Annotated in this window: 24 protein-coding genes and 2 tRNA genes; 9 read left to right on the forward strand and 17 right to left on the reverse strand. The window is 62.2% G+C overall.

What is annotated here, in order from left to right; all coding sequences use genetic code 11:
* Positions 1 to 43: 43 nt before the first annotated feature.
* Together ACH6CX_RS02690 and ACH6CX_RS02695 are read right to left on the reverse strand one after the other, a co-directional pair.
* Positions 44 to 120, reverse strand: a tRNA-Arg gene (locus ACH6CX_RS02690).
* A gap of 20 nt (positions 121 to 140) precedes the next feature.
* Positions 141 to 217: transfer RNA gene (locus ACH6CX_RS02695), tRNA-Pro, on the reverse strand.
* A gap of 387 nt (positions 218 to 604) precedes the next feature.
* Between ACH6CX_RS02695 and folD the strand changes: the two genes are divergently transcribed.
* The 3 genes from folD (at position 605) to ACH6CX_RS02710 (ending at position 3,297) form a co-directional block, all read left to right on the forward strand.
* On the forward strand, positions 605 to 1,453 hold the full coding sequence (gene folD, locus ACH6CX_RS02700) for a bifunctional methylenetetrahydrofolate dehydrogenase/methenyltetrahydrofolate cyclohydrolase FolD (RefSeq protein ID WP_232942827.1): 849 nt from the start codon (positions 605 to 607) through the stop codon (positions 1,451 to 1,453).
* Positions 1,454 to 1,559: 106 nt separating this feature from the next.
* The gene (rsuA, locus tag ACH6CX_RS02705; RefSeq protein WP_396674702.1) at positions 1,560 to 2,252 is read left to right on the forward strand and encodes a 16S rRNA pseudouridine(516) synthase RsuA; all 693 of its coding nucleotides are present in this window, start codon (positions 1,560 to 1,562) and stop codon (positions 2,250 to 2,252) included.
* A 34-nt stretch (positions 2,253 to 2,286) separates the two neighbouring features.
* Positions 2,287 to 3,297 carry a class I SAM-dependent methyltransferase gene (locus ACH6CX_RS02710; RefSeq protein ID WP_237061677.1) on the forward strand — a complete coding sequence of 337 codons (1,011 nt, stop codon included), beginning with the start codon at positions 2,287 to 2,289 and terminating at the stop codon, positions 3,295 to 3,297.
* Positions 3,298 to 3,365: 68 nt separating this feature from the next.
* Here ACH6CX_RS02710 and ACH6CX_RS02715 read toward each other — a convergent pair whose 3' ends face one another.
* The 10 genes from ACH6CX_RS02715 to ACH6CX_RS02760 all read right to left on the reverse strand — a co-directional run bounded on the left by ACH6CX_RS02715 (position 3,366) and on the right by ACH6CX_RS02760 (position 15,387).
* Positions 3,366 to 3,821 (reverse strand): hypothetical protein, encoded by a 456-nt coding sequence (locus ACH6CX_RS02715; protein ID WP_396674704.1) that lies wholly within the window; start codon positions 3,819 to 3,821, stop codon positions 3,366 to 3,368.
* Positions 3,822 to 3,929: 108 nt separating this feature from the next.
* Positions 3,930 to 4,685, reverse strand: coding sequence for a spermidine synthase (locus ACH6CX_RS02720; protein ID WP_237061679.1), 756 nt, complete (start codon positions 4,683 to 4,685; stop codon positions 3,930 to 3,932).
* Positions 4,685 to 5,155 carry a GAF domain-containing protein gene (locus tag ACH6CX_RS02725; RefSeq protein WP_232942832.1) on the reverse strand — a complete coding sequence of 157 codons (471 nt, stop codon included), beginning with the start codon at positions 5,153 to 5,155 and terminating at the stop codon, positions 4,685 to 4,687. Before ACH6CX_RS02725 ends, ACH6CX_RS02720 begins: the two co-directional genes overlap by 1 nt.
* A 153-nt stretch (positions 5,156 to 5,308) precedes the next feature.
* On the reverse strand, positions 5,309 to 5,761 hold the full coding sequence (locus ACH6CX_RS02730) for a hypothetical protein (protein WP_232942833.1): 453 nt from the start codon (positions 5,759 to 5,761) through the stop codon (positions 5,309 to 5,311).
* A 170-nt stretch (positions 5,762 to 5,931) separates the two neighbouring features.
* On the reverse strand, positions 5,932 to 9,558 hold the full coding sequence (locus tag ACH6CX_RS02735) for an ATP-binding protein (RefSeq protein WP_396674707.1): 3,627 nt from the start codon (positions 9,556 to 9,558) through the stop codon (positions 5,932 to 5,934).
* 124 nt (positions 9,559 to 9,682) lie between these two features.
* Entirely contained in the window at positions 9,683 to 10,456 is a 774-nt protein-coding gene (locus ACH6CX_RS02740) for a DUF4194 domain-containing protein (protein ID WP_232942835.1), read from the reverse strand.
* Positions 10,449 to 11,909: a Wadjet anti-phage system protein JetA family protein gene (locus ACH6CX_RS02745; protein ID WP_396674709.1), complete on the reverse strand. Its 1,461-nt coding sequence runs from the start codon at positions 11,907 to 11,909 to the stop codon at positions 10,449 to 10,451. Before ACH6CX_RS02745 ends, ACH6CX_RS02740 begins: the two co-directional genes overlap by 8 nt.
* 15 nt (positions 11,910 to 11,924) lie before the next feature.
* Positions 11,925 to 12,125 (reverse strand): DUF3012 domain-containing protein, encoded by a 201-nt coding sequence (locus tag ACH6CX_RS02750; protein WP_232942837.1) that lies wholly within the window; start codon positions 12,123 to 12,125, stop codon positions 11,925 to 11,927.
* 108 nt (positions 12,126 to 12,233) lie between these two features.
* Positions 12,234 to 13,607, reverse strand: coding sequence for a cysteine--tRNA ligase (gene cysS, locus ACH6CX_RS02755; protein ID WP_233006759.1), 1,374 nt, complete (start codon positions 13,605 to 13,607; stop codon positions 12,234 to 12,236).
* Positions 13,608 to 13,713: 106 nt separating this feature from the next.
* On the reverse strand, positions 13,714 to 15,387 hold the full coding sequence (locus ACH6CX_RS02760) for a glutamine--tRNA ligase/YqeY domain fusion protein (protein WP_396674712.1): 1,674 nt from the start codon (positions 15,385 to 15,387) through the stop codon (positions 13,714 to 13,716).
* A gap of 220 nt (positions 15,388 to 15,607) precedes the next feature.
* On the opposite strand from ACH6CX_RS02760, the gene ACH6CX_RS02765 reads away from it, so the two are divergent.
* The 4 genes from ACH6CX_RS02765 (at position 15,608) to ACH6CX_RS02780 (ending at position 18,564) form a co-directional block, all read left to right on the forward strand.
* Positions 15,608 to 16,117 carry a peptidylprolyl isomerase gene (locus tag ACH6CX_RS02765; RefSeq protein WP_232942839.1) on the forward strand — a complete coding sequence of 170 codons (510 nt, stop codon included), beginning with the start codon at positions 15,608 to 15,610 and terminating at the stop codon, positions 16,115 to 16,117.
* Positions 16,118 to 16,138: 21 nt separating this feature from the next.
* Positions 16,139 to 16,864, forward strand: coding sequence for a UDP-2,3-diacylglucosamine diphosphatase (locus ACH6CX_RS02770; RefSeq protein ID WP_232942840.1), 726 nt, complete (start codon positions 16,139 to 16,141; stop codon positions 16,862 to 16,864).
* Between the two features lie 78 nt (positions 16,865 to 16,942).
* Positions 16,943 to 18,103, forward strand: a complete 1,161-nt coding sequence (locus ACH6CX_RS02775) for a saccharopine dehydrogenase family protein (RefSeq protein WP_232942841.1) — start codon at positions 16,943 to 16,945, stop codon at positions 18,101 to 18,103.
* Positions 18,100 to 18,564, forward strand: a complete 465-nt coding sequence (locus tag ACH6CX_RS02780) for a DUF2269 domain-containing protein (protein ID WP_232942842.1) — start codon at positions 18,100 to 18,102, stop codon at positions 18,562 to 18,564. Before ACH6CX_RS02775 ends, ACH6CX_RS02780 begins: the two co-directional genes overlap by 4 nt.
* 21 nt (positions 18,565 to 18,585) lie before the next feature.
* Here ACH6CX_RS02780 and ACH6CX_RS02785 read toward each other — a convergent pair whose 3' ends face one another.
* The gene (locus ACH6CX_RS02785) at positions 18,586 to 19,218 is read right to left on the reverse strand and encodes a malonic semialdehyde reductase (protein WP_232942843.1); all 633 of its coding nucleotides are present in this window, start codon (positions 19,216 to 19,218) and stop codon (positions 18,586 to 18,588) included.
* A 55-nt stretch (positions 19,219 to 19,273) separates the two neighbouring features.
* Entirely contained in the window at positions 19,274 to 19,765 is a 492-nt protein-coding gene (locus ACH6CX_RS02790; RefSeq protein WP_232942844.1) for a DUF3429 domain-containing protein, read from the reverse strand.
* A gap of 81 nt (positions 19,766 to 19,846) precedes the next feature.
* Between ACH6CX_RS02790 and ACH6CX_RS02795 the strand changes: the two genes are divergently transcribed.
* Positions 19,847 to 20,104 carry a DUF3081 family protein gene (locus ACH6CX_RS02795; RefSeq protein ID WP_396674716.1) on the forward strand — a complete coding sequence of 86 codons (258 nt, stop codon included), beginning with the start codon at positions 19,847 to 19,849 and terminating at the stop codon, positions 20,102 to 20,104.
* A 70-nt stretch (positions 20,105 to 20,174) separates the two neighbouring features.
* On the opposite strand, the gene ACH6CX_RS02800 is transcribed toward ACH6CX_RS02795, so the two are convergent.
* Together ACH6CX_RS02800 and ACH6CX_RS02805 are read right to left on the reverse strand one after the other, a co-directional pair.
* Positions 20,175 to 20,804 (reverse strand): tRNA-(ms[2]io[6]A)-hydroxylase, encoded by a 630-nt coding sequence (locus tag ACH6CX_RS02800; RefSeq protein ID WP_232942846.1) that lies wholly within the window; start codon positions 20,802 to 20,804, stop codon positions 20,175 to 20,177.
* 147 nt (positions 20,805 to 20,951) lie between these two features.
* Positions 20,952 to 21,692 (reverse strand): iron-containing redox enzyme family protein, encoded by a 741-nt coding sequence (locus ACH6CX_RS02805; protein ID WP_396674718.1) that lies wholly within the window; start codon positions 21,690 to 21,692, stop codon positions 20,952 to 20,954.
* Positions 21,693 to 21,852: 160 nt separating this feature from the next.
* Here ACH6CX_RS02805 and ACH6CX_RS02810 point away from each other — a divergent pair, with 160 nt between their 5' ends.
* A complete protein-coding gene (locus tag ACH6CX_RS02810; protein ID WP_396674720.1) occupies positions 21,853 to 22,830 on the forward strand; it encodes a hypothetical protein in 978 nt (325 codons plus the stop codon).
* Between the two features lie 21 nt (positions 22,831 to 22,851).
* Here the strand turns inward: ACH6CX_RS02810 and ACH6CX_RS02815 are convergent, their stop codons facing one another.
* Entirely contained in the window at positions 22,852 to 23,286 is a 435-nt protein-coding gene (locus ACH6CX_RS02815) for a hypothetical protein (RefSeq protein ID WP_232942849.1), read from the reverse strand.
* Position 23,287: the final 1 nt, after the last annotated feature.

Raw genomic sequence — 23,287 nt, forward strand, 5'->3', positions numbered from 1 at the left:
GGACTAAGTCGAGACTGCCTGACTATGACCACCTTTTAAAGGTTGGCGCACCCGGCAGGACTCGAACCTGCGACCATCCGCTTAGAAGGCGGATGCTCTATCCAGCTGAGCTACGGGCGCAAGGAAACCCGGTCTATGTCTGGTCGGGGCAGAGGGATTCGAACCCCCGACATCCTGCTCCCAAAGCAGGCGCGCTACCAGACTGCGCTATGCCCCGATACATCATCTAACTGTATCACGGAGCAACAACCCGGGCCTGCGCCAGCCCGACTCGCAGGCTGTTCGGGCCCGAAAAATGCCCCGAATCTCACCGGTCAGCTGCCGCCTCCCCTGCGAGAGCGCGCATAATACTGACACCCCCCGGGGGAGTCAACGCCGCTAAGCTATTCTTTTTGCAGAAGTTTACCCGATGACCAGCGACCGCAGCCGGGAACGGTGACCACATGGCGAAATTATTCTCGGCCTGTGCGAAAATAGCGCGCCCTGAGCCCGGCGCCCCTGCAGGTACGCCATTTATTATCCTGCAGACTGCGGCGTCCGGATGATTTCCCAAGCGGGTCCGCCACCAGCGGTCCCACACTGACGGTTAAGTTGAGAATACTGTATGTCTGCACTGGTTCTGGACGGCAAAGCCCTGGCACAGAAGACCGAGGAAGAGCTTTCGGCCCGCGTGGCGGCCCTGAAGGAAAAGAGCGGGGGCCAGACCCCTATCCTGGCCACCATCCTCGTAGGTGATGATCCCGCTTCCGCCACCTACGTAAAGATGAAGGGTAACGCCTGCCGGCGCATCGGCATGGATTCCATGCAGGTAGAGCTGCCCTCTTCCACCACTACGGAAGAACTGCTGGCCAAGATCGAAGAACTGAACGCCAACGACAACGTGCATGGCATCCTGCTGCAGCATCCGGTGCCGGAGCAGATCGATGAGCGGGCCTGCTTCGATGCCATCAGCCTGGACAAAGATGTGGACGGGGTCACCTGCCTCGGCTTCGGCCGCATGGCCATGGGCGAGGAAGCCTATGGCTGCGCCACTCCCAAGGGCATCATGCGCCTGCTGGAAGCCTATGAGATCGACATCGCCGGCAAGCACGCTGTCGTGGTGGGTCGCAGCCCGATCCTGGGCAAGCCGATGGCCGCCATGCTGCTGAATGCCAACGCCACCGTCACCATCTGCCACTCCCGTACACAGGACCTGGCGGAACATATCAGCCGGGCAGATATCATTGTCGGTGCGGTGGGACGGCCGGAGTTTATCAAGGCGGAATGGATCAAGGACGGCGCCGTGGTGGTGGATGCCGGTTACCACCCGGGCGGACTGGGCGATATCGAACTTGCCCCGCTGGTCGACCGGGTCGCCGCCTATACGCCAGTGCCCGGCGGTGTCGGCCCCATGACCATCAATACCCTGATTTACCAGTCTGTTGATTCCGGTGAGCGCAAGATCGGGCGCTGATCCGTGCCCTTACGCTCCCCCGCGGGCATTACGGCACCGGGGGAGCAAAGCCCACATCACTGACTGAAACCTCCCTCACCGGGAGGACCAGGGAGATATCATTCCCATGCGACTCGACAAAGCCGTCAGCCAGGTTACCGACCTGTCCCGCGCCGATGTGAAACGTGCCGCCCGCGCCGGGCGCATTACCGTCAACGGCGAACCCGTTTCCGACACCAGCACCAAGATTGTGGAAACCGACGAGATCTGCCTCGACGGCGAGCCCGTCGGTGAGCCGGGTCCTCGTTACTTTATGCTGAACAAGCCCCTCGGTTACGTCTGCGCCACCAAGGACAGCGAGCATCCCACCGTGCTCGACCTGATCGACGAGCCCAACAAGCACCAGCTGCATATTGCCGGCCGGCTCGATATCGACACCACCGGCCTGGTGCTGCTCACCGACGATGGCCAGTGGTCCCACAGGATCACCTCCCCGCGCCACCACTGCGACAAAACCTATTATGCGCACCTGGCCGATCGCATAGAGGAAGAGGCAGTCGCCAAGTTCGAAAAGGGATTGTGGTTAGACAGCGAGAAAAAACGTACCCGTCCCGCCAGACTGGAAATCCTGTTTGCCAACGAGGCCCGGGTCACGCTGAACGAGGGGCGCTACCACCAGGTCAAGCGCATGTTCGCGGCGCTGGGAAACCGGGTGCTGGAACTGCACCGGGAACGTATTGGCGATATCCTCCTGGACGAGGAGCTGGTCGAGGGCGATTACCGCTCCCTGACCCCGGAAGAAATCAGCTCGGTGAAGTGACTATTGCCGGGAACAGGGAATAATACTGAAATCCATGCCACACCTGCTCCAACAGCTGCTACAGCAAAATCCACGCGAGACCCTGTGGATCGCAGACGAAAACAGTAAGGCCCTGCTGCAGGCCGGTTTCACTTTTGCCGGGGACCTGATCACCAACCGCTGGGATATCGCCCACCTCGCAGACGGTCGCTGCAATCGCAGCTTCTTCAGTGACTTCCATTTCACGGAGGCCGGGCGGCACTACCGCCGGGTCGTTTTCCCTGTTTCCAAGGAAAAAGCCGTGGTACACCACATCATCAACTGCGTTCCCCGGATTCTTGGCGAGGGCGGTGAGCTGGTTCTACTGGGAGGCAAGCAAAGCGGGATCAAGACCTATGCCACGAAGGCTGCGGTTCGACTTGGTTGTGGCAAGAACCTGGACAAACACGGCCAGGAATATACCAGCACACTGGTTTTACACCATGACGGCGGAGAGCTGCTCGATGACCAGGACTATCCCCGCTTACGCCAGCTGGATTCGCTGGCAGGCCTGTACAGTAAACCGGGCTTGTTTGGCTGGAATAAAATTGACCGGGGCAGTGCCCTGCTGGCTGCCCAGTTCCTTACCCACCTGCCCGGGCCCGGTGCAAATATCGTTGACCTGGGGTGTGGCTACGGCTACCTGAGTTGCCAACTGGCAAAGCTGGGTGAGTTTCATTTTACCGCCACAGACAATAATGCCGCTGCGCTGGTCGCGTGCGAACGCAACTTTCATGAAGCGGGAATTGCCGGCGTGGTAACCCCATCCGATGCCGGCCGGGACCTGCAGTCCGGGTTCGCCGACCTGGTGATCTGCAACCCGCCCTTCCACCAGGGTTTCCAGGTAGAGGGTGATCTCACCGGGCGCTTCCTGGAAAATGCGGCGCGCCTGTTGAAGAGTGACGGTATGGCACTCTTCGTGGTGAACGAGTTTATTCCGCTGCAAAAAAAGGCGACTGCCTACTTTAGCGGGATTACGCCCCTGGAACATCGGGATGGATTCCGTACCTTCCGGCTGGCACGTTAGCCACTCCCGCACATTATCCCATCACCGCGACTCACCGATTACCAGCGTTGCCCAGCAGCTGGCAATCATCAGTAGTCGCGCAGGTTGTAGAGGTTCATTGACAGGTGGTGCTCGTCCAGCTCCTCCAGCTCCAGGAGCCTCTTGAAGGCGTCCTTCGCCGAGGGCGTATCCGCATCCTGCAACAGGTCGCGATACTGGTCGACAAGATACATATCGATGTCCATTGCCAGTTTGGCGATGCCGTCCGCGTCGTGGAGGTCAATTTGCCGCAGGCGCTGCAGGAATTCAGGCTCCCGCCCCTCGGGCGCAAACTGAACCCAGGTATGCAGGGCCCCCGGGGACACATCCATGAGGAATTCCTCCAGCGTGTGAGTCATTTCATTTTCACGCCGCTTCAGCTGGTCAAGTAACAAGACCACCCGGCGATCCCCCGCCAGCTGCTCGTACTCCCCATACTGCCGGGCCAACTTCTGGTGGAACTCCCTGCCCTCCTGGATAACATCCTCGACGGTTTTGTAACGCATGCACCAACCCCGGAAATGACCGTGTTTCCATTGAGTATAGACAGCTAGTCGTAAATGACGCCAAATCAGACAGGGAGAAAATCCGGGCGCCCCGGCACCCGGGCAAACCTAACCGCGCAGACGGCCCAGTTTGCAGTGAAGTCGGTTGGAGGCACTGGCGGGATTGATGGCGGCGGGCGCACGGGCAACCAGTTCAGCCCGGGACAGCGGTGCCCGACTGACTGCCAGGACACAGTTTTCGTAGCCTGGCAGTTCGGCGCTCCAGCTTCCCTGCAGGACCCGGCGTATCCCAGGTGAGCGCCAGCCACTGGCGAGCATTTCACGGCGACTGCCGAAGTTGCCGACCAGGACCCCCGCGGGGCTGAGAGAGCCCAGCAATCGATGGCACCAGGCAGGATCCACGGGCACCGTGCGCCGCGCCTCGCCATCGATATGGCCGAACAGGTCATCGATCACCAGGTCGTACTGACTGGCCCGGGAAGTCGTGTCTGCCATGAATTCACGGGCATCCGCACATACCAGCTCGATCTGGCCGGTACCGGAGCCGGCACCGAAATAGTTACGGGCTACATCCAGGTGCACCGGGTCGAGGTCAACGCCGACAATGCGCTCAGGGCCGACAAAGCGTTGCAGGAGGCGAATGACCGCCCCACCGCCAACCCCCAGGACCAGCACCGATCGCAGCTGGCGCGCATCACGGAAAAATGCCGGCAGCAGCAACAGCTCCCACAGGGACCCCTTCAGAGGGTCACGGGGATTCCACTGGCTATGGAAGACACCGTTGGTGTACAGCCGCACGCTGGCGCCGTGGCTACGCACCTGGTAATGGTTCCCCTCAAGGTGCTGCTCCCAGACCAGGGCCATCAGCCGGTGGGCAGGTCGGACTGGGCCAGCAGGACACGGGCAAACGACTGCAGCCCGGCGAGGTCTTCCCGGGTAAAGCGCGACTTGCTGGGGCTGTCCACATCCAGCACCCCGAGGCACTGGTCACCGTTATAGAGCGGAATCACCACCTCCGACGCCGACACGGCATCACAGGCGATATGTCCGGGAAATTCATGCACATCCTCCACCAGCTGCGATTCCCCGGTAGCGACGGCGGTGCCGCAGACACCCGCACCTACCGGAATACGCGTGCATGCCGGCTTGCCCTGGAAGGGGCCGACCCGGAGTTCATCCCCATGCAGGAAGTAGAAACCCGCCCAGTTAATGTCCGGCAGCTCCATGAACAGGAGCGCACTGGCATTGGCGGTATTGGCGAGCCAGTCGCGCTCACCGGAAAGCAGGCCCTCGAGCTGTGCAGCGAGGGAGGAATAGAAATCACTGGAAGACATGGGTCTGACCTCAGCCGGGAAATCGTGTCCGGGAGGCAACTGGCAAGCCGGGCCGGAATGCTCCCGGCCCGGATACAGCGCCTCTCACTGCGCTGTATCTGGGGGCGGCGCCACGGCTTTCAAGGCGCGGGGCGCCGCTGATGGCAAATGGGATTACTGGTAGGGATCGGTGACTGGCTCCGCGTCAGTATCCGCCTCGCCCTCGGGGCGATACTCATCTGCGTCCATTGTCGGGCGGGCCCATTCGTCGTCCTCGGCCTCCCTGCTGATTGCCGGTCCCGCGGAGGTCACATCCGAGGCCACCAGGCCGCTGTCACTGGACTGCCCTGTGCGAGCCTGGCGCGTCTCGGCCGGCCGGGTCGCCTGGGAGCGACGAGCGCTCGCCTGGGAGATATTCCTGAGGCTTGGCCGGCGGCGCTCGGCTACCTGCGAGGCTTCCAGTTCACTGCGGAGCTGCTTGACCTCTGCCTGCAGATCGCCCACCTTCGCCTGAAGGTCGGTGATCTGGCTCAGGACACCCTTTACCTTGCGGCTTTCTTTCTCGTAAAAGACCGCCGCACCGCCAAATGCCAGTACGAAAAACACCAGAATCGGAAAATAACGCATACTATCCCCCCGATAAGTCCCTTTATTACAACTGTTCCAATTATGTAATCAACGTGGGGCTATCTTCTGCGAATCAGCGCAAGTCCCGCAAGCTACCCGGGCAGATTTTTGTGACCGGAAGCTCAATTTCCGGTCGCAAAGTCGCCCTCCCCCGGCCGCCAGGGCCCGGGTCAGGCATCCACCAGTTCCATAAAGTCCAGCGACGCCTGCTGGCGGATGGTGCGGCGGTGATTGGCCCATAGCTCGGCAATTCTCTCCCGGTTGCAGACCTTGCGGTCCACGAAAACCCGCGTGTTCAACTCGCCCACAGGCTGGCTGCTGGGACACTTGCTGAACACGAACTGGTTCGAGATCAGGTCCATAAATGGCCCCGACTTGCTGCTGGGCATGATGAACAGCAATTGCAGGCCCAGTGTCTCCGTCAGGTAACGAATCACCTCTCGCGAGCGGGTTTCATCCATCTTGGAGAATGCCTCGTCCACCAGCACCATCTGCAGGTGTGAGCTGCCCTCGTTGAAACGGAACGCCGAGGTCACAGCTGCCGAGCGGATGATATAGGCCGGCGTCTCCAGCTGGCCACCGGAACCGGTGCCGTACTGGCTCAGGGCGATCGGCTCCTTGCCCTCCGGCTCCTTGTAGATCTCGTAGCTGCGGTAATTACGGTAATCGCTGATGCGCTCCAGCTCCCGGCGGGCCAGCTGCTCGTCCTCGGTCAGCAGCATATCCAGCAGGCGGTCCCGCACCCGCTGGTGCTTGGCCGGCAGGTCGGCATCGAACAGGCTCTGCTCCTCGCCCAGGTTCGGCAATTCAATGACCGCCTTGAAGAAGTTCCAGTACTCACGGAATTCCGGCACCCAGCTATACGCGAAACGGAATCGCTCGCGGTCGGCGCCAAACCGGTGGTGTTCCAGCTCGCTGTTCAGGTCGTCCAGCACCCGCTTGCCATCGTTGATTGACTGGTAAATCGCATGGCACAGGTGGGTAACGAATGTGGTGTTGAAAGACTTTTTCAGCCCCTGCAACTGCTCGTGCCGCTCCACCAGCATGTTGTTCTTCAGCCGGTTGTGCAGCGTATCTACCTGGTCGCGTAGGCCACAGACCAGCTTGAAGGTCGGCTCGCCGTGCCCTGCACCCGGATCCGGCTCGAATACCAGGGTATCGCCGGCCGCGGTGGCGGCATTGTAGTCCATCACTGCCCGGTCCAGCTGGCGGCTGTATTTTTCCAGCCGCCCCTGCCATTCCTCGATCTCAGCAGCGAAGTCGAAGGTGTCACCGGCCTGCGCCACCTGGTCATCGGCGCGCTGCAGGGCCACCTCGGCGTCAAAATCCGGGTAAATAGCGGCCACCCTGCGTACTGCAGCCTCGCTGTCCGTCAGCTCCTCATCCAGCACATCCAGCTCTGTCGCCAGCGCCTTCAGCTGCTTCGCGGTATTCTCAAGGTCGCGCTCCAGCTTGCCCGCCGCTTGCAACAGCGCCGAGTGCGCCTGCTGCTGCCCTTGCAGCTGGGCTTTCAGGTCAGCCACCTGCTGCTCCAGTTGCTCACTGTCCTGCAGGTCAAGGTTCTCCAGTGCGGTTTCGGCGCTGCGCCAGTCCCGCTGCGCCGCCAACGCGGTATCCACCAGGGACACCAGGTCGAGTTCCTCCAGCTCCCGAACCGAACGGGCAACCCGGCGATATAGCGCATGCTGGCCATTGACCTGCTGCGCCTCAACCAGCAACTGCTCCAGGGCCTGCTGCTGGGCAGCGAGCGCCCGTGCCCGCGCGCCCTGGCCGAATACCAGTTCGCCCTCGTCAATATCGCAGCGCCACATGGAGTAACTGCCACTGGCTAGACCGTCGGCCGTCAGGCCCCGGCGGGTACCGCGCAGCTCCTCAGCATCCCGCACCTGCAGCACGGAACCATAGGATGCCCGCAGGTAGTCCTCCGCCGTGCGATGACTGAACGCCATCAGGTCGACAATCGAACCCTGGGCAGTGGATGCGCGTTCGGCGTCGCGACGCGCCTTGTCCCCCTGGATCACACGGGCCCGGCTGCCACGGCCGGAAAGGCCCCGCACGATTCGGATCGCCGTGGCCTCGTGCTCCGGCTCCACCAGGATCGCAAAGCGGGCACCGCCCAGGTAACCCTCGACCGCCATCTGCCAGCGTTCGTCGATGATCTCCACATAATCACAAAGGACCCGGGGATCAGCCTGCGGGCACTGCTCACGGATGGCTGCCAGGGCCAGCTCAACCGACTGCGGGTAGCGCACCCGATTGGCCTGCAGGTGCTGGATACGGTTCTCCTGCTGGTGCAACTGCTTCTGTGTCTGCTGGACCCGCAGCTCCCAGCGGGAAACCTGTTGGTTCAACTCCTCCCGCAGGGATACCTCGGCGGAACCGGAACCGGACAGCAGCGAACACAGCCGATTGTGCAATACCTCAATGGAGGCGGCCCCCTCCCGCAACGGCTCCAGCGCTGCCAGGTCGATCCAGTCCTTGCCCAGCAACTTCTGCAGGTCGGGCAGGCTCTCCTCCCGGGCGACCTGCTTGATGGTTTTCACCAGCGCAGGATCACGCAGCGCCGGCAGCTCCAGCTCAGCGGCGGAACCGTTCAGCAGCGACAGTAACTCGCCGGCGGCCTCACGGTTGCCTTGCCAGCGCGTCTCCTGGGCCGAGAGTGGCGCCCCGAGACCGGAGAGCTGTTGGTGCGCGCGCTCGATACGCTGCTCCAGCTGGTCCTTGTCCCGCAGTGCGCCGACGCCAAGCCGCTGTGCCTGCAGTTCCACCAGTTGCTGCCCCAGCTGCTCGACCCGCTCCGCAGCCACCCGGGTTTCACGTTCGTTATCCCGCTGCTGCGCCTGAAGCTGCTGCTGGCTGTTCTTGCCGGCAAGGTAGGTTTTCTGCACCCGCCCGTGGCGATGGCGCGCCCGCCGGTACTCCTGCAGGCGCAGCTCCAGCCACTGTTCACGGTAGAGCCCGGCACACTGGGCAAGCTGGTCGAGGGAAGCGACACGATCGACGATCTGACGCGCTTCCTGCTCCATGGAATGAATGGTTTTCATCAGCTCCGAGACAGAGCGGATGGCCTCCCCCAGGTCACGCTTTTCCAGCACCTCCCGGGCGACAAAGTCATTGATACTCTTGACCGGCTTGTAGGCCATGAAGTTGGCGAAAGTACGCGCGGCATGCATGGCCTCGCGATCCGGGACAGCATCCCGGCGCCCCCGCAGCGCGCCATAAAGACGACGCAGGTAAGCCTTTTTCTTGTCGTACTGCTCCACCTTGCCGAACTGTTTGCCCAGCACCGGGTAGAACTTGTCCAGCGGGACCAGGTGCTTGCCGTCCTTGTACTCGCGGACAAAGTCCCCCATGGCCAGCTGCTCGCCGGGGAACAGGAAGAAGCGCAGGTCATCCTGCCGCGCCTGGGCCGGGCGGCTGCTCCTGTCCAGGTGGGCACGAATTGCCATCACCGCGGTAAACGGCTCACCGTCTTCACCCTCAGTAGGGTGGAAAATTCCGGCAATGTAGCAATCGGTGGGCTGCAGGCGCGCATAGCTGCCATCGTCACAACCCAGCACATAGGAAGCCAGCGTCCGCACCTGCTTGCCGCCTCGCCCGCGCTGGGTGGTTTCATCCTGGCCCGGGTTGAAGGTAAACAGGGTGTCGTGGGCAGCCGTCATCAGGGTCTGGATGGCATCGGCAGCGGTGGTCTTGCCGGAACCATTGCCCCCGGAAAAAAGATTGATCGGCCCGAAGTCGTATTCGAGTTGCGGGATATTGCCCCAGTTAATCAGTATCAGTTTTTTTAGAAACATATTTTTATCTGGCGCCAGTGCCTGAACAGAGCGTTGATGCTGAATAGTGCCCTGCAGGGGCGGTCCGGCCGGGAGCGGTCCCCGTGGAATGCCCGCGCCTGCAGTTCTTAAATTCGTGGTCTGGTTATGATTCGTTGGCGGCGAAGAGGCTGTGGTCCTCGCTCTCCGGCGTGAGGCGCTCATCACTGCCGGTGGAGACTGCGGGCTCGCCCGCGCCAGGCTGGGCCCCGTCCGCTGTGGTGGAGCCAGCCGGGTCGCCAATCACCTGGTCATTCCCGGGTTCGAGCAGTTGTTGCAGTGCGGCTTCAGTCACGAAGTGGGCGATGGTCGGCCGCACCCTCAGCCACACTTCCGCCACCGATTCCGACTCTTCACCGGCCAGCTGTACCAGCCGCAGTTGCCGCAGGCGGCGCAGCAGGCTGCGACGCTCGGCCAGCTTGTCCGGCAGCGACATCTTCAGCAGATTGCGCAACCCCAGCTCCAGGGCCTCGAGGGACAGCGCCACGCAGCCATGCTCATCGACCTGGCCTTCACGCAGTGCCTTGTCGTACTCCACCCGCAGCACCAGGATTGCGGCCACCTCCTGCTGCGTCAGGCGCGCGCGGAAGCCCCCATGGTGCGGCTCTTCCTGGTCCGGCATGCCCGGCACCTCGGCGCCCGGGGGATAGACCCGGATAAACTGGAAGCGGCTGTCATGCTGCAGGCGCAGGCCGAGCGGCGCCAGCCATTCGCGCAGGAGTTGCTCGCAGCGCAGGAAACGGTCGTACAGCTGGGTCTCTACCTGGCTCTCGTCCCGGCAGATGACACCGTAATCGAGCAACCGGACCAGCAACTCGGAAAATTCCGCTCTTGTCACGCGGCTCTGTGCCAGCGCTTCTTCCAGGGCCTGTTCAATCACTTTCTTTCAGCTCTAGGTAATATTCATCGTACGCGGCGAAATAATCGTTACTGGCGGTCTCGCCGGTAAACTCCACCGTCACTGCCGGACCGCCACCCTGGCTGACGGCGGCGGCCTCCAGCGCGTGACTCATGGCAAGCAGGTCGCGCGCACTCTCCAGCGGCAGTTCGCTGCTGTGGACGCGGCGGCCGCCCCGCAGGGCCCGGGCCAGGTAGTCGCGCAGGTCAGCGCTATTGAAATTGAAAGCCTGGTCCAGCATCTGCTGCAACAGGATATCCCGGCGATTGTCCTCGCCCAGCTCCACTGCCTCTTCCACACGGGTGTTGACCGGTTCGCGGCGCTGGCGCTGCCAGAGTTGCGTCTGTTTGGGGTCAAACAGGCGCAGCTGGAATCCTCCCAGCTGATCGCCCAGGCTGCCCAATAACTTATCCCGGTCGTCCCGCTCGCCCAGCTGCTGGCTCAGGTCGGCAAACTGGCCCTCGGCCTGGCTGTTGATATAGCTGAGCTGGCGAATAATGATATCGGCACGCTTGGTAAAACCCTGCAGTGCACGGCGCAGTGCCGGCAGTTTCACCTCGCAGGCGCGGCGCATGCGATCCTCGATGGTGTCGAGCATCAACCACAGCAGCGACCGGCCCTCTTCCACAAATTCCGGCAGCAACTGCCGCAGACGCCGCTCCCACTCTGCCTTGCGCTCCCGATCCTTGCGCCGGATACGGGTAATCACCCGACCGATCGCATCGCGGTGCTTCTCCACACTGTCGGCAGACAGCCGGATTGCCAGGTCCGGCTGGAACCGGCTCTCCATAAAGGAAAAGAATTCGTCCGTGGCCTGTTGCACCAGCAACTGTGCCTCCACCTCGCGGACCAGCTCGCGCTTGCGCTCTTCGAGCTCGGCAATCATATCGGTGAAGTCGGCGACGATACGCTCGGAGTACTCCCAGGCATCGATCAGGTCGTGGATCTCGCCGCGTGCGGCAAAGGCTTCCAGGGCGTTGAGGGTATTGCGGGTGTTGCGGTGTCGCGTGCGCACCCGGGCACTGTTTACCTCGACCAGCGGCTGGGTGAAAAGACGGCCCCGCCGGCTGAACGGGTAAGTCGCGGTCAGGGTGGCGCTGTCCACCTGCTTCTCCAGCCAGCCGGCCTCGAGCAGGCTGTTGAGGGTCCAGCCAGCCTGCTCCCGCAGGTTGCGAAAGCGATGCTCCCTGGTGGTGGCAGACGCATGGTTCCCGGGAGTCCCCGCCTCTCCCCTGTCATCCCCATCGAGCTGGGGCGCACGGGTCAGCGCCTCGGAAAAAATCTCGAGGATCTGCTCGCGCCCGAGCGACTCACCATAGTCCGCCTTGGCGGTGTAAAGCCGCTCGTAGAGCAAACGCAGGCACTCCACCACCTGCTCCCGGTACTTACCGGTGAGCGGGCGGAAGAAGTGCTGGTAGGGGTCATCGAAAAACAACGCGGTCAGGTCCGGTTACTGGCCGCTTTTGTCTTCGCCCGGCTTCTGGTTGAGCACGCAGTACTTGGTGTAATCGCCGGCGTCCTGCAGGGTCCACTCGGCCTTGGGAACGTCATCCATCTTCTTGCACCAGGCATCGGAACCGCGCTCGGGCTCGCAGGCAGTCAGGGTAACCAGGGCGCTTGCAGCGAAAATCAGGGTAAAGAGTTTTTTCATGGAACTGTTCCTTTTTATCAGGGCTTTGTTGTACGGCCTTGTTATCGAATATATGAGTAGGCTTTGCCGGCTCCCATCGCTCGCAGGCAAAGGGAAAACCGGCAGGTGTCATTCACGCCGCCACTTGGTTCCTTCGCGGCTGTCTTCGAGCACTACCCCCTGGGCCTTGAGCTCCTCGCGGATCTCGTCGGCGCGGGCATAGTTTTTATCCTTCTTGCTCTGCTGGCGCTCGGCAATCAGTTGTTCGATCTCTTCCTCGGAAATTGATTCCCCACCGCGCGCCTGCTTGAACCAGGTTTCGGGGTCCTGCTGCAAAATGCCCAGCAGCTGCCCGGACGCAAGGAGGGCAGCCTTGAGACGCGGTTTCTGCGCCTCTTCTGCCTTGTTCAGCTCGCGGGCGATACGGTGCAGCTCGCCGATGGCGACAGGGGTATTGAGGTCATCGTCCAGGGCCTCAAGGAATGCCGCATCCGCGGACGCGTCACCGTCAACCGCCAGTTGCTCCACATCACGCAGGAAACCGTAGAGCGTATCGAGGCTGCGCCAGGCCTGGTCCAGCAGGTCCGCACTGAAATTCAGCTCAGACCGATAGTGTGCCGACAGGAGCGCGAAGCGCAAGACCTCACCGGGGTACTGCTGCAACAGGTCATTGACCATACGGAAATTGCCCAGCGACTTGGACATTTTCTCGCCTTCGATATTGACGTAGCCGTTGTGCATCCAGTAGCGCACGAAGTCGGTACCGTTGGCGCAGCAACTCTGCGCACGCTCATTCTCGTGGTGCGGGAAAGTCAGGTCCCGGCCACCGCCATGGATATCGATGGTCTCGCCAAGGTGCTTCTTGATCATCGCCGAGCACTCCAGGTGCCAGCCCGGGCGCCCGCGGCCCCAGGGGCTGTCCCAGCCCGGCTCATCGTCTTTTGACGGTTTCCACAATACGAAGTCGCCGGCATATTTCTTGTACGGCGCAACCTCTACCCGCGCCCCGGCCAGCATGTCGTCAAGGGAGCGCCTGGACAGCTTGCCGTAGTCCGGCATGGACTCCACCGCAAACAGGACATGACCCTCGGCTACATAGGCGTTGCCCTTCTCCAGCAGGGCCTCGATCATCTCGATCATCTCCGGCAGGTGCTGGGTGGCGTAGGGAATGATATCCGGCTCGAGGTTGTTGAGCGCGGCCATATCCTCGAAATAGGCCTGGGAGAAACGGGCCGACAGGGCCCCGATCTCCTCACCCTGGTCTCGGGCGGCCTTCATGATCTTGTCGTCAATATCGGTGATATTGCGCGCGTAGACAACGTCGCTGAACTGCTCCTTCAGCAACCGGTACAGGGTGTCAAATACCACCGCAGGGCGCGCATTGCCGATATGGACCCGGTTGTAGACCGTGGGGCCACAAACGTACATGCGCACGCGGTCTTCCACCAGCGGCCGGAAGGGTTCTTTCGTGCCTGAAAAGGTGTTGTAGAGCTGGAGTGCCATAACTTCCTTCAATGCCTGAATCTTGTTTTGCACCATCTGGCGCACTCAGTGGGCGCTGGATTCCGGCCAGCGCCGGAACCCAGTGCTACAGCCGCTCAACGGGCTATTACTTGTTCTGCTCTTTCGCCCAGCTGTCCCGCAGGCCGATGGTACGGTTGAACACCGGCTTGTCGGCACTGCCGTAGCTGTTGTCGCGACAGAAGTAACCCTGGCGCTCGAACTGGTAGCCCTGCTCAGGCTCGGCATTGGCGAGGCCGATTTCCGCCTTGCAGCCGGAAAGCACTTTCAGGTTTTCCGGGTTTACGTGCTCGAGGAAGTTCTTGCCGCCGGAATCCGGTGCAGGGTCGTCGAACAGGCGGTCGTACAACCGCACCTCGCAATCCACATGGCGATCGGCAGGCACCCAGTGGATCACGCCCTTGGGCTTGACGCCGTCAGCCGGGTCCTTGCCCAGCGTGTCCAGGTCCACGGAGCAGAGTACCTCAACGATCTCACCGGCATCGTCCTTGATCACTTCCTCGGCCTGGATCACGTAGGCATTGCGCAGGCGCACTTTCTTGCCCAATACCAGGCGTTTGTATTTCTTGTTGGCTTCCTCGCGGAAGTCTTCCTTTTCGATGTACACGGTCCGGCTGAACGGCAGCTCCCGCGCCGGGAGGTCATCCCGTACCGGGTGCCCCGGGGCCGAGAGCGTCTCCACCTGGCCCTCCGGGTAGTTGGTCAGGGTCACCTTGAGCGGCTCCAGCACGCACATGGCGCGGGGGGCCTTCTTGTCCAGGTCATCGCGGATGCAGTATTCCAGCATCCCCACATCCACCACGGAGTCGGAGCGGGTTACGCCGATCATCTCGCAGAAGTTGCGGATGGCCGCCGGTGTGACACCACGGCGGCGTTGCCCGGACAGGGTCGGCATGCGCGGGTCATCCCAGCCGTCCACGTGCCCCTCGTCCACCAGCTGTTTCAGCTTGCGCTTGGAAACCACGGTGTAGTTCAGGTTCAGCCGGGCGAATTCATACTGGCGCGGGCGGGCCGGAACCGGCAGGTTCTCGATAAACCAGTCGTACAGCGGCTTGTGGTCCTCGAACTCCAGGGTGCAGATGGAGTGGGTGATGCCCTCGACAGCATCGGACTGGCCGTGGGCAAAGTCATAGCTGGGGTAGATGCACCATTTGTCGCCGGTCTGGTGGTGGGCCATCTTCTTGATCCGGTAGATGACCGGGTCCCGCAGGTTGATATTGGGCGCGGCCATGTCAATCTTGGCGCGCAGGCTGCACTCGCCCTCTTCCATCTCGCCGTTCTTCATCTGCTCGAACAGCGCCAGGTTCTCTTCCACACTGCGATCCCGATAGGGGCTGTTCTTGCCCGGCTCGGTCAGGGTGCCGCGGTACTCCCGTGCCTGCTCCGGGTTCAGGTGACAGACATAGGCCTTGCCCTCCCGGATCAGGTGCAGGGCCCAGTCGTGCAGCTGGTCGAAGTAATCGGAGGTGTACTTCACGTCGCCAGCCCATTCAAACCCGAGCCATTCCACATCGCGTTTGATGGAGGCCACGTACTCGGCCTCTTCCTTTGCCGGGTTGGTGTCGTCAAAGCGGAGGTTGCACATGCCGCCGAACTCCTGCGCCAGGCCGAAGTTCAGGCAGATGGACTTGGCATGGCCGATATGCAGGTAGCCGTTGGGCTCCGGCGGGAAACGCGTGACCACCTGGGACACCCGGCCCTCGGCCAGGTCCTCGCGGATGATGTTCTGCAGAAAGTGAGCGGGCTTGCTCTCGGATGTCATAATCTTCTCTTACAGCTGTGCAAACTTAAGCGGCGGATTATAGCCTAGTTGGCGCCGGGAATACCGACCGCGCACTGGTCGATTTTTGCGCAAAACGAACCCTGCAGCCCGGACGCGATCACTTTTCGACCACTGCTACGGTAGTCAGCGAAAGCCCGTTTCACAGCTACCAGCGAACAGGTATCATGCCGCCCCAACTTCACCCTGATTAGGATGTTTTATGATCACCCTACACACAACCCACGGCGATATTGCCATTGAACTCGATTTCGACAAGGCGCCGAAGACCGCCGCCAACTTCCTGCAATACTGTCGCGACGATTTCTATACCGGCACCATCTTCCACCGGGTGATCGATAACTTCATGGTCCAGGGTGGCGGCATGACCCCGGACATGGAGCAGAAAGCCAGCCGCGACGCGATCGAGAATGAGGCTGACAACGGCCTGAAGAACGACACCGGCACCCTGGCCATGGCCCGCACCATGGACCCGCACTCCGCCAGCTCCCAGTTCTTCATCAACGTCAACGACAACGACTTCCTGAACCACCGCAGCAAGGACGCACAGGGCTGGGGCTACTGTGTATTCGGCAAGGTTGTCGAGGGCATGGACGTAGTCAACAAGATCAAGGGCGTCAAGACCGGCAGCAAGGGCTTCCACCAGGACGTGCCGCTGGAAACCATCGAGATCACCGGTGTAACCATTTCCGAAGACTACGCCGATAAGTAAAGCAGACGAAAGGGCGTCACTTTGTCCAGTTACCTGATTTCAGACCTGCATCTCGATGAGAACCGCCCGGAGATTACCCGGGCCTTCTTTGACTTCCTGCGCGGGCGGGCCGCCGGCGCAGAGGCCCTGTACATCCTCGGGGACTTTTTCGAGGTCTGGATCGGGGACGACGACGATGCCCCCCTCGCCCGCGAGGTAGCCGACGAGCTCAGCCGCTACAGCGGCACCGGCGCCGAGCTGTACCTGATGCACGGTAACCGTGACTTCCTCCTGGGCGAGGAATTTGCCCACCGGGCCGGCGCGGTGCTGCTGCCCGACCCGAGTCTGGTCACCCTGGCCGGCCGCAAGGTCCTGCTGATGCATGGCGACAGCCTCTGCACCCGCGACGAAGAATACATGGCCTTCCGCCAGCAGGCCCGCGACCCCAACTGGCAGGCGGCTCTACTGGCCAAGCCGCTTGCGGAGCGCCGCCAGATCGCCGCGGAGATCCGCGCCGCATCCAAGAGCATGAACAGCCGCAAGGCGGAAGACATCATGGATGTCACACCCTCCGAAGTGGAGGCCGTTATGCGCGAGCACGGTGTCCGCACCCTGGTGCACGGCCACACCCACCGCCCGGCCACTCACGACCTGGAAGTCGATGGCGAAGCTGCGCAGCGCATCGTGCTCGGCGACTGGGGGGAAAACGGCTGGTGCATCCGCGCGGACAAGAATTCCCTTGATCTGGTCCACTGGCCCATAGCATGATTTCCTGAGATCGAATCTGGAAATGATTCACGGAAACGGCCAGCCCCGGTTTCTGCCGGGGCCGAACGGAGTGGCAGTTTGGTCAGGAACCTCAAAAAACGCGTACTGATTCTCGGCGGTTATGGGACCTTTGGCTCCCGCATTGCCCGGCTGCTGTCGGACCGGGACGACCTGCAGCTCATTATTGCCGGGCCCCACAGGTCAAAGGCAGAACAACTGGCTGCGGAATTGCCCGGCCCGGCCGAAGGCCTGCGGCTGGAGCGGGACTCAGTCAATCTCACAGCGCAGCTACAGACACTGCACCTGGATCTCCTGGTTCACTGCGCGGGCCCCTTCCAGGAGCAGGATTACCGGGTAGCCCGGGCCTGTATCGATTCCCGCACCCCCTATCTCGATATCGCCGACGCGCGCCGTTTCGTGTGTGACTTCCATCGACTCTCCCCCGCCGCCGAGCACGCCGGTGTGCCGCTGGTCTCCGGTGCCAGCTCACTGCCCGCCCTCAGCTCGGCAGTGCTGGCGGAGTTGCGTGACGAGTTCAGCCGCATTGATTCCGTCGATATCGCCATTGCCCCTGCACACCGTATCGACCGCGGCCTGGCCACCGTGCGCGCCGGATTCGAATCCCTGGGCCAGGGCTTCCCGGCCCTGCAGGAAGGACAGTGGCGGGAGTCCTACACCGGCGCCCAGCTGCGCAAGATCCAGCTGGCCCACCCGGTGGGGGACCGCTGGCTGTGCGACTTCGATGTCCCCGACCTCGAGCTGTGGCCCCGCGCCCTGCCCGGGCTGCAAAATGCCCGTTTCGGTACCGGGGTCCAGCCCCGAACACTACAGCTGGGCCTGGCGCTCTGCGCCCGGCTGGCCCGTGCTCACCTGCCACTATCAATGCCGTGGCTCGCCCGGCAGGGACATCGCCTGGCTGCCCGCTGGCCCGGGGGATCGCCCCATGGCGGCATGGTGGTGCATATCGGCGGGCTCGATCACCAGCAGGCCCCACTGGGCTATCGCTGGCAGGTGCTGGGCCTGGGTGGCGATGGCACCTGGATCCCGGCCGCCCCGGCGGCCGCCATGGCCCGCAAGATCCTCGATGGCACATTCAGCGAAAGTGGGGCCCGGGCCTGCTGGCAATTGCTGGACCTGCGGGACATTCTGCTGGAGCTGAACCGCTTCTCGGTGATCAGTGCCTGTGAACGACTGGATGAAACCTGTGGCCGGCAGGTGCTGCCGGATTTCCAGGTATGAATGCATACCTTGTATTCAAGGCGCTGCATGTACTGGGCGCGATGGTGGTATTCGGCACGGGAATCGGCATTGCATGGTATGCGCTCCGTGGCTGGCGCACCGGCGATATTCATATCATGCAATGGATCAGTGCCGAGACCGTGGCGGCTGACTGGATTTTCACCGCCGCCGCGATTCTGCTGTTGCTGGGCAGCGCCAGCGGCATGCTGTATGCCAGCCCCACTCTTCTGGAAATGCCCTGGCTGCGCCTCTCCGCGTTCCTGACATTTCTGGTGTTTTGCCTCTGGGTACCGGTCGTGTTTATCCAGTACAACATCCGCAGGCGCCTGCGAACTGCGCCCGCCCGCGAAGCCGCCCCGGGCATCCGGCGCTTGCTGGTTTGCTGGTACCTGCTGGGTGCACTGGCCCTACCGCTGATGGTCGCGATCGTATTCCTGATGGTAATGAAGCCCGCCTTCTGACAACCGCACGAACCGTCGCAGTCAGAGAACCTTGCAGACCTCGTCAAAGTCGAACCGCGGACTGCGGGGATGCAGCATCTCCGGGTTGCCATAACCCAGGTTGCACAGGAAATTGGACCTGATGTGACAGCCCGGCCCATGCTCCTGCTGGAAGGTGATGCCATCACCCTCATCACTGAAGAACTCACTGTCTACCTTGCCGTTGTCGAAGCCCGACATGGGGCCACAGTCCAGGCCCAGGGAGCGCGCCGCGAGGATAAAATAACCGCCCTGCAACGAGCCATTGCGAAATGCCGTGGCTGCAGCCAGCTCAGCGTTATCGACATACCAGTCGCGCGCCGGGGCGTGGGGAAACAGTCTCGGCAGGTAATCATAAAACCGCATATCGTAGGCGATAATCGCCGTCACCGGGGCCGCCATGGTCTTGTCCACATTGCCCTCGTTGAGGGCCGGGCGCAGGCGCTCCTTGGCCTCCCTGCTGCGCAGGAACAAGACCCGCGCGGGGCAACAGTTGGCACTGGTGGGCCCCATTTTCATCAGGTTGTAAAGCTTTTTCAGGGTGTCGTCGGTCACCGGGCGCTCGAGCCAGTGGCTGTGGGTACGCGCCTCGGTGAACAACTGCTCCAGCGCATGCTGTGAAAGCGAATGGCCCATAAACATCTCCTGTCAGTCGGTTTCCATTTTTGCAACTGAAGCCCGCGAAATATCTTCAGCTGATTACTGGCTGGCGAATCAGCAACAAGGCCAACATCACCACGTGGCAGCCCATTACGATATAACTGACCCGGCTGCGTGTACGAAAGTATGCATAGAGCCCCGGCACATTGGGATTGAGCCGCGCTTCCGCCCAGCGCGTAAAGGCGAACCCAAATAGCAGCAGCGCCAATCCCATTGGCGAGCGGAACAACAGGAGCGCCACCCAGGCTCCAAGACATACAGCATTGCTCAGTATCCCCAGCAGGATACGATGCGGGTGCGCGCCCCGGTTCAAAGCCCCACCCCACCAGATGCCACAGAGGAAACTCAGGATGCAGGCACTGTAGGCCACGAACAGGAAAAGGCCGCCCACGCCCATTACCTCCACCCCCGCCAGCTCCATCAGGATACCGATCACAAACGGGGCAACACCGGCATAGGCCAGCATATTGAACAGGCGGGTACTGGGGGCTGGGGTTGTTATTGTCTCGCTGCCTTGAGTCATGTGGTCTAAGCTGACAAGCTGCAATTGTGCGCACCGCCAGGTGGCAGTCCAAGCTTAGTCCATACAAAACCGGGAGTCCCAGTGGAACAGGAACACAAGATTGACGTGAAGCAGGCGCTGCGTGTGTTTGACCGGATCACGCGGGAGGGAGAAAAACGCGACGATGGCTGGCACTACCGGGGACTGACCGCGGAAACCGATTTCGATGGTTACACCGTGTTGATCAGTTCACCAAAAGTAAGGCTCACCGTGTTCTTCCATAACAAGTACACGGTGGACTACAAGAACGCGCACGAACTGGGGGAGTTTGTCGAACTGCTGAAGAAGCTGGATAAATAAAGGCTTCTCGCGCCGAACCGGCCCACTTCCCGGGGATTCGAACGCACCTCGTACTGGACGCAAACCAGCCCTAGCCCTTGGCAGGAACCCCACTATGGAAGCGGAACTCACCATCGACGTCCTGCACCAGTGACTTTTCCACTTCCAGCAACTCCTGCACACGCGGCGCTATATCCTCTTCCGTGGCTCCCTGCGCCAGCGTCAGGTAATCACGGAAATGCCGCGCCTCGGACTTGAGCAGTGAAAGGTAAAACTTCTGTAACTCGTCATCCAGCTGTGGCGCTATACGGGCGAAGCGCTCGCAGGAGCGCGCCTCGATGATGGCGCCACAGATCAGCGTATCCACCAGGCGCCCCGGCTCGGCACTGCGCACCTGCTCGCGCAGACCCGCCGCATATCGCGAGGCGCTCAGGTGGGGATAGGCGATACCGCGCTTTTGCATGATGGACAGCACCTGTTCGAAATGTCGCAGTTCCTCCCGCGCCAACCGTGACATCTTGTTCAGCAAATCGAAATTGTCCAGATAGCGGAACATCAGGTTCAGGGCCGTGCCGGCTGCCTTTTTCTCGCAGTTGGCGTGGTCCACCAGCATAAGTTCGGGCTCGGCCAGGGCTGCCTCGACCCAAGCATCCGGCGTGGGACACAGCAGGAAATCGTGAATGGCAGAGAGGTCGGGAACCTGGGCAGTCTTGTCAGTCATCGGCACACATCATCGGGCTGGCAGTATCAGGGGGCGCGATTATAGCGGCGTCACCGCTTCCCGTGAATCGCAGCAGGCCCGCGCCGGCGAACACCAGGCCACTACAGCCACACCTCCGGGAGGCCAGGATACCAGGAGTCCCGGGCCCTACCCGGCCGCCCGGACATGACCGGTCACCAGGCCACACTGCCCGGCCAGCTCATCCCGGTAATGGATCCAGGCGTGGAGCACGTGGCCCATCCACGTGAGCACCGCGGGGCGCTCCCGCTCATCGACAAAATCCAGCATCAGGTGCCAGGCGGCCTTGCGGTGCGCGCTGTTGACCGCGCGCTGAGCGCGCTCTAGAGCCAGGCAGCCCACAGGCAGGCCGTAGTGCTTTACCAGGGGGTGGTGGTGCGGTCGGGGCACGGGCGGCTTTTCCTGGCCCGGCTCGATTACCCACCGCTCGTGGCGTGACCCCTCCAGGAACAGGGTGGTAACCGCAGAAGCCACTGCCCAGCCTTTCTCTCCCGTGGCCTCATCCAGTACGGCGCGGTATGCGGCCGCCTGCGGCAGCAATTGCGGGTGGCGAAAACGGTCCACGTTCATCCCCAGGCCCCGGGGGATTTCCAGGAACAGCTGTGCATGGGGCCCAGAGCCACTGATCTTGCCGGTCTCCTCTTCATAGAGGCTCTCGGCCAGTTCCCGCCTGACCTTTGGCAGCGGGCACTGTGTATAGGCTCTCCCCAGGAATATGCCGTAGTCCCGCACCCAGGTGGCATATTCCTGCTCAAGCAGGATGTGCAGCCGGTCGGGCGGCAGCTGGCCATGCTCCACTGCCGGGTCGGACCAGTGCACTTTGCGCTCCATAACGCGCAGCAGGGAATCCCTGAATTCAGTTCGGTTCATAGCCGGGAATATTAGGGCGCAGCGGTCCCGGCGGGTAATCGCCCTGCCTGGCTAACCGTCGATGGTGGCACGAGGCCAGGATGGGACCATACAAAAAACGATAAATTGATAACGACTTATTACATGGCTATTATCTGGTTATCCCAACAGGAGCTTTTTCATGGCGAACGAGACCAGGCCGCAACAACAGCGCGAGATCGCCCAGCTGGCGCGAAAGGTCGGGCCGCAACTGGAGAGGCTGCATCATTGCGCGCATGTGCTGCAGGGCGATCTGGAGCGCATGCAGGCGTCGTCCCGGCAGTGGGAGCATTACCTGCTGCAGCCGGCGTTTGCGCAGGACGCGGCACAGCAGCTTGGCGGGAGTTTCGAGCGTCCCTTCTCCCTTGCCGGCGCGCTTTATTCCGCCCTGGAACACACCGATCTCACGGGCGGGGACGCCCGCGGCACCCTGCAAATTCCCGGGGTACTGGCAGTACCGGAGAATGTGATCAGCGCAGCGGCGGAACTCAACAGGGCCAAGGAAAGCTTTGCCGGGGCCGTGAGTGCTTTCCGCCACGCAGTCGAAGACCGCCCTGCCCCGGAACGGGACCGCCGCCTGCGCGACCTGTTTGCAGAAGTCGGCCATCCGCGCACGCACCTGCGGCAGTGTTACCGCCGGGTGCTGCTCTGCCCCACCCATCCCGACGCTATTGCGCTGAGCTGGATCAAGGCGCGCAAGTCGATCCGCAAGGTCACGGTCAGCTGGTGCGATAGAAAGCTCGTAGCCATGGATCCACAGGGAGCAGATCCGGGTATCCAGTACCAGCGCCAGCTACTGGCCAACCTGCCTCGGAACCGGCATGACGACCTGCGCCAGGTGCAGGTACAGAGCCGCCCCAACCTCCAGGTGGCGGAGATTTTCCGTGAAGACGTGAATGGGCAGGGTTCGAGTGATGGGAGCGCGGGAGAAAGCTATCGCCAGGTGGGGTACGCGGCCATGCCGGTACTGGTGAGATCGGATGCAGCGGGCCGCCTGCCCGACTTCAGTCGCGTGGACCACGAGCCCGGCGCCGGCCGGCGCCGCCAGCGCCGTGACCTGGCCCTGCCCCGCGAGCCTTTCCTGGCGGCATTGCGGGTGCACCTGCGCGGCGGGAGCTGAGCGCCCAACCGGCACTGAGGCTTATTCGCTGTCGAAATGCGCCAGCGTGTCGCTCACACTCGCCCGGCAACGCAACAGGAGGTCGCTGTAGCCTTTTTCCAGCGGCGATAGATCCTCACCCTCCAGCCAGGTCAGCAGCTCCCGGTCCGCCTCACGGCGCTGCGCCATGACCTCCCGCGCCTGGTCCGCAGAAAAGAGGGACTCCAATCGCTGCAGCAACTGCTCGCCCACCTCGCGCTCACTGTCCGGAACCGCCGGCAGGTCACCGGCTTCGCGGACCGCTGCAGCCACCAGGGCGGCCAGCTTGTCACGCTCACTGGCAATGCTCCGGCAGCGATTGCTGGCGCCCGCATCGTTGAGGAAATCAGCCGCGTGGCTGTAGCTATCGGCGCTGTGTTTCAGTGCCACATGCAGGTCGTGCAGGGCCACCTGTACATCATCGCGAATCAGAGCCATC

This window comes from Microbulbifer sp. JSM ZJ756, from assembly GCF_044383805.1.
Lineage (GTDB): Bacteria > Pseudomonadota > Gammaproteobacteria > Pseudomonadales > Cellvibrionaceae > Microbulbifer > Microbulbifer zhoushanensis.

Coding starts and splice junctions, on each gene's coding strand:
- ACH6CX_RS02805 (WP_396674718.1), bottom strand. CDS start 21,692: ATGAACCGAACTGAATTCAGGGATTCCCTGCTGCGCGTTATGGAGCGC.
- ACH6CX_RS02800 (WP_232942846.1), bottom strand. CDS start 20,804: ATGACTGACAAGACTGCCCAGGTTCCCGACCTCTCTGCCATTCACGAT.
- ACH6CX_RS02720 (WP_237061679.1), bottom strand. CDS start 4,685: ATGGCCCTGGTCTGGGAGCAGCACCTTGAGGGGAACCATTACCAGGTG.
- ACH6CX_RS02780 (WP_232942842.1), top strand. CDS start 18,100: ATGAATGCATACCTTGTATTCAAGGCGCTGCATGTACTGGGCGCGATG.
- ACH6CX_RS02710 (WP_237061677.1), top strand. CDS start 2,287: ATGCCACACCTGCTCCAACAGCTGCTACAGCAAAATCCACGCGAGACC.
- ACH6CX_RS02760 (WP_396674712.1), bottom strand. CDS start 15,387: ATGACATCCGAGAGCAAGCCCGCTCACTTTCTGCAGAACATCATCCGC.
- ACH6CX_RS02765 (WP_232942839.1), top strand. CDS start 15,608: ATGATCACCCTACACACAACCCACGGCGATATTGCCATTGAACTCGAT.
- ACH6CX_RS02725 (WP_232942832.1), bottom strand. CDS start 5,155: ATGTCTTCCAGTGATTTCTATTCCTCCCTCGCTGCACAGCTCGAGGGC.
- rsuA (WP_396674702.1), top strand. CDS start 1,560: ATGCGACTCGACAAAGCCGTCAGCCAGGTTACCGACCTGTCCCGCGCC.
- ACH6CX_RS02815 (WP_232942849.1), bottom strand. CDS start 23,286: ATGGCTCTGATTCGCGATGATGTACAGGTGGCCCTGCACGACCTGCAT.
- ACH6CX_RS02785 (WP_232942843.1), bottom strand. CDS start 19,218: ATGGGCCATTCGCTTTCACAGCATGCGCTGGAGCAGTTGTTCACCGAG.
- cysS (WP_233006759.1), bottom strand. CDS start 13,607: ATGGCACTCCAGCTCTACAACACCTTTTCAGGCACGAAAGAACCCTTC.
- ACH6CX_RS02750 (WP_232942837.1), bottom strand. CDS start 12,125: ATGAAAAAACTCTTTACCCTGATTTTCGCTGCAAGCGCCCTGGTTACC.
- ACH6CX_RS02810 (WP_396674720.1), top strand. CDS start 21,853: ATGGCGAACGAGACCAGGCCGCAACAACAGCGCGAGATCGCCCAGCTG.
- ACH6CX_RS02730 (WP_232942833.1), bottom strand. CDS start 5,761: ATGCGTTATTTTCCGATTCTGGTGTTTTTCGTACTGGCATTTGGCGGT.
- ACH6CX_RS02735 (WP_396674707.1), bottom strand. CDS start 9,558: ATGTTTCTAAAAAAACTGATACTGATTAACTGGGGCAATATCCCGCAA.
- ACH6CX_RS02715 (WP_396674704.1), bottom strand. CDS start 3,821: ATGCGTTACAAAACCGTCGAGGATGTTATCCAGGAGGGCAGGGAGTTC.
- folD (WP_232942827.1), top strand. CDS start 605: ATGTCTGCACTGGTTCTGGACGGCAAAGCCCTGGCACAGAAGACCGAG.
- ACH6CX_RS02790 (WP_232942844.1), bottom strand. CDS start 19,765: ATGACTCAAGGCAGCGAGACAATAACAACCCCAGCCCCCAGTACCCGC.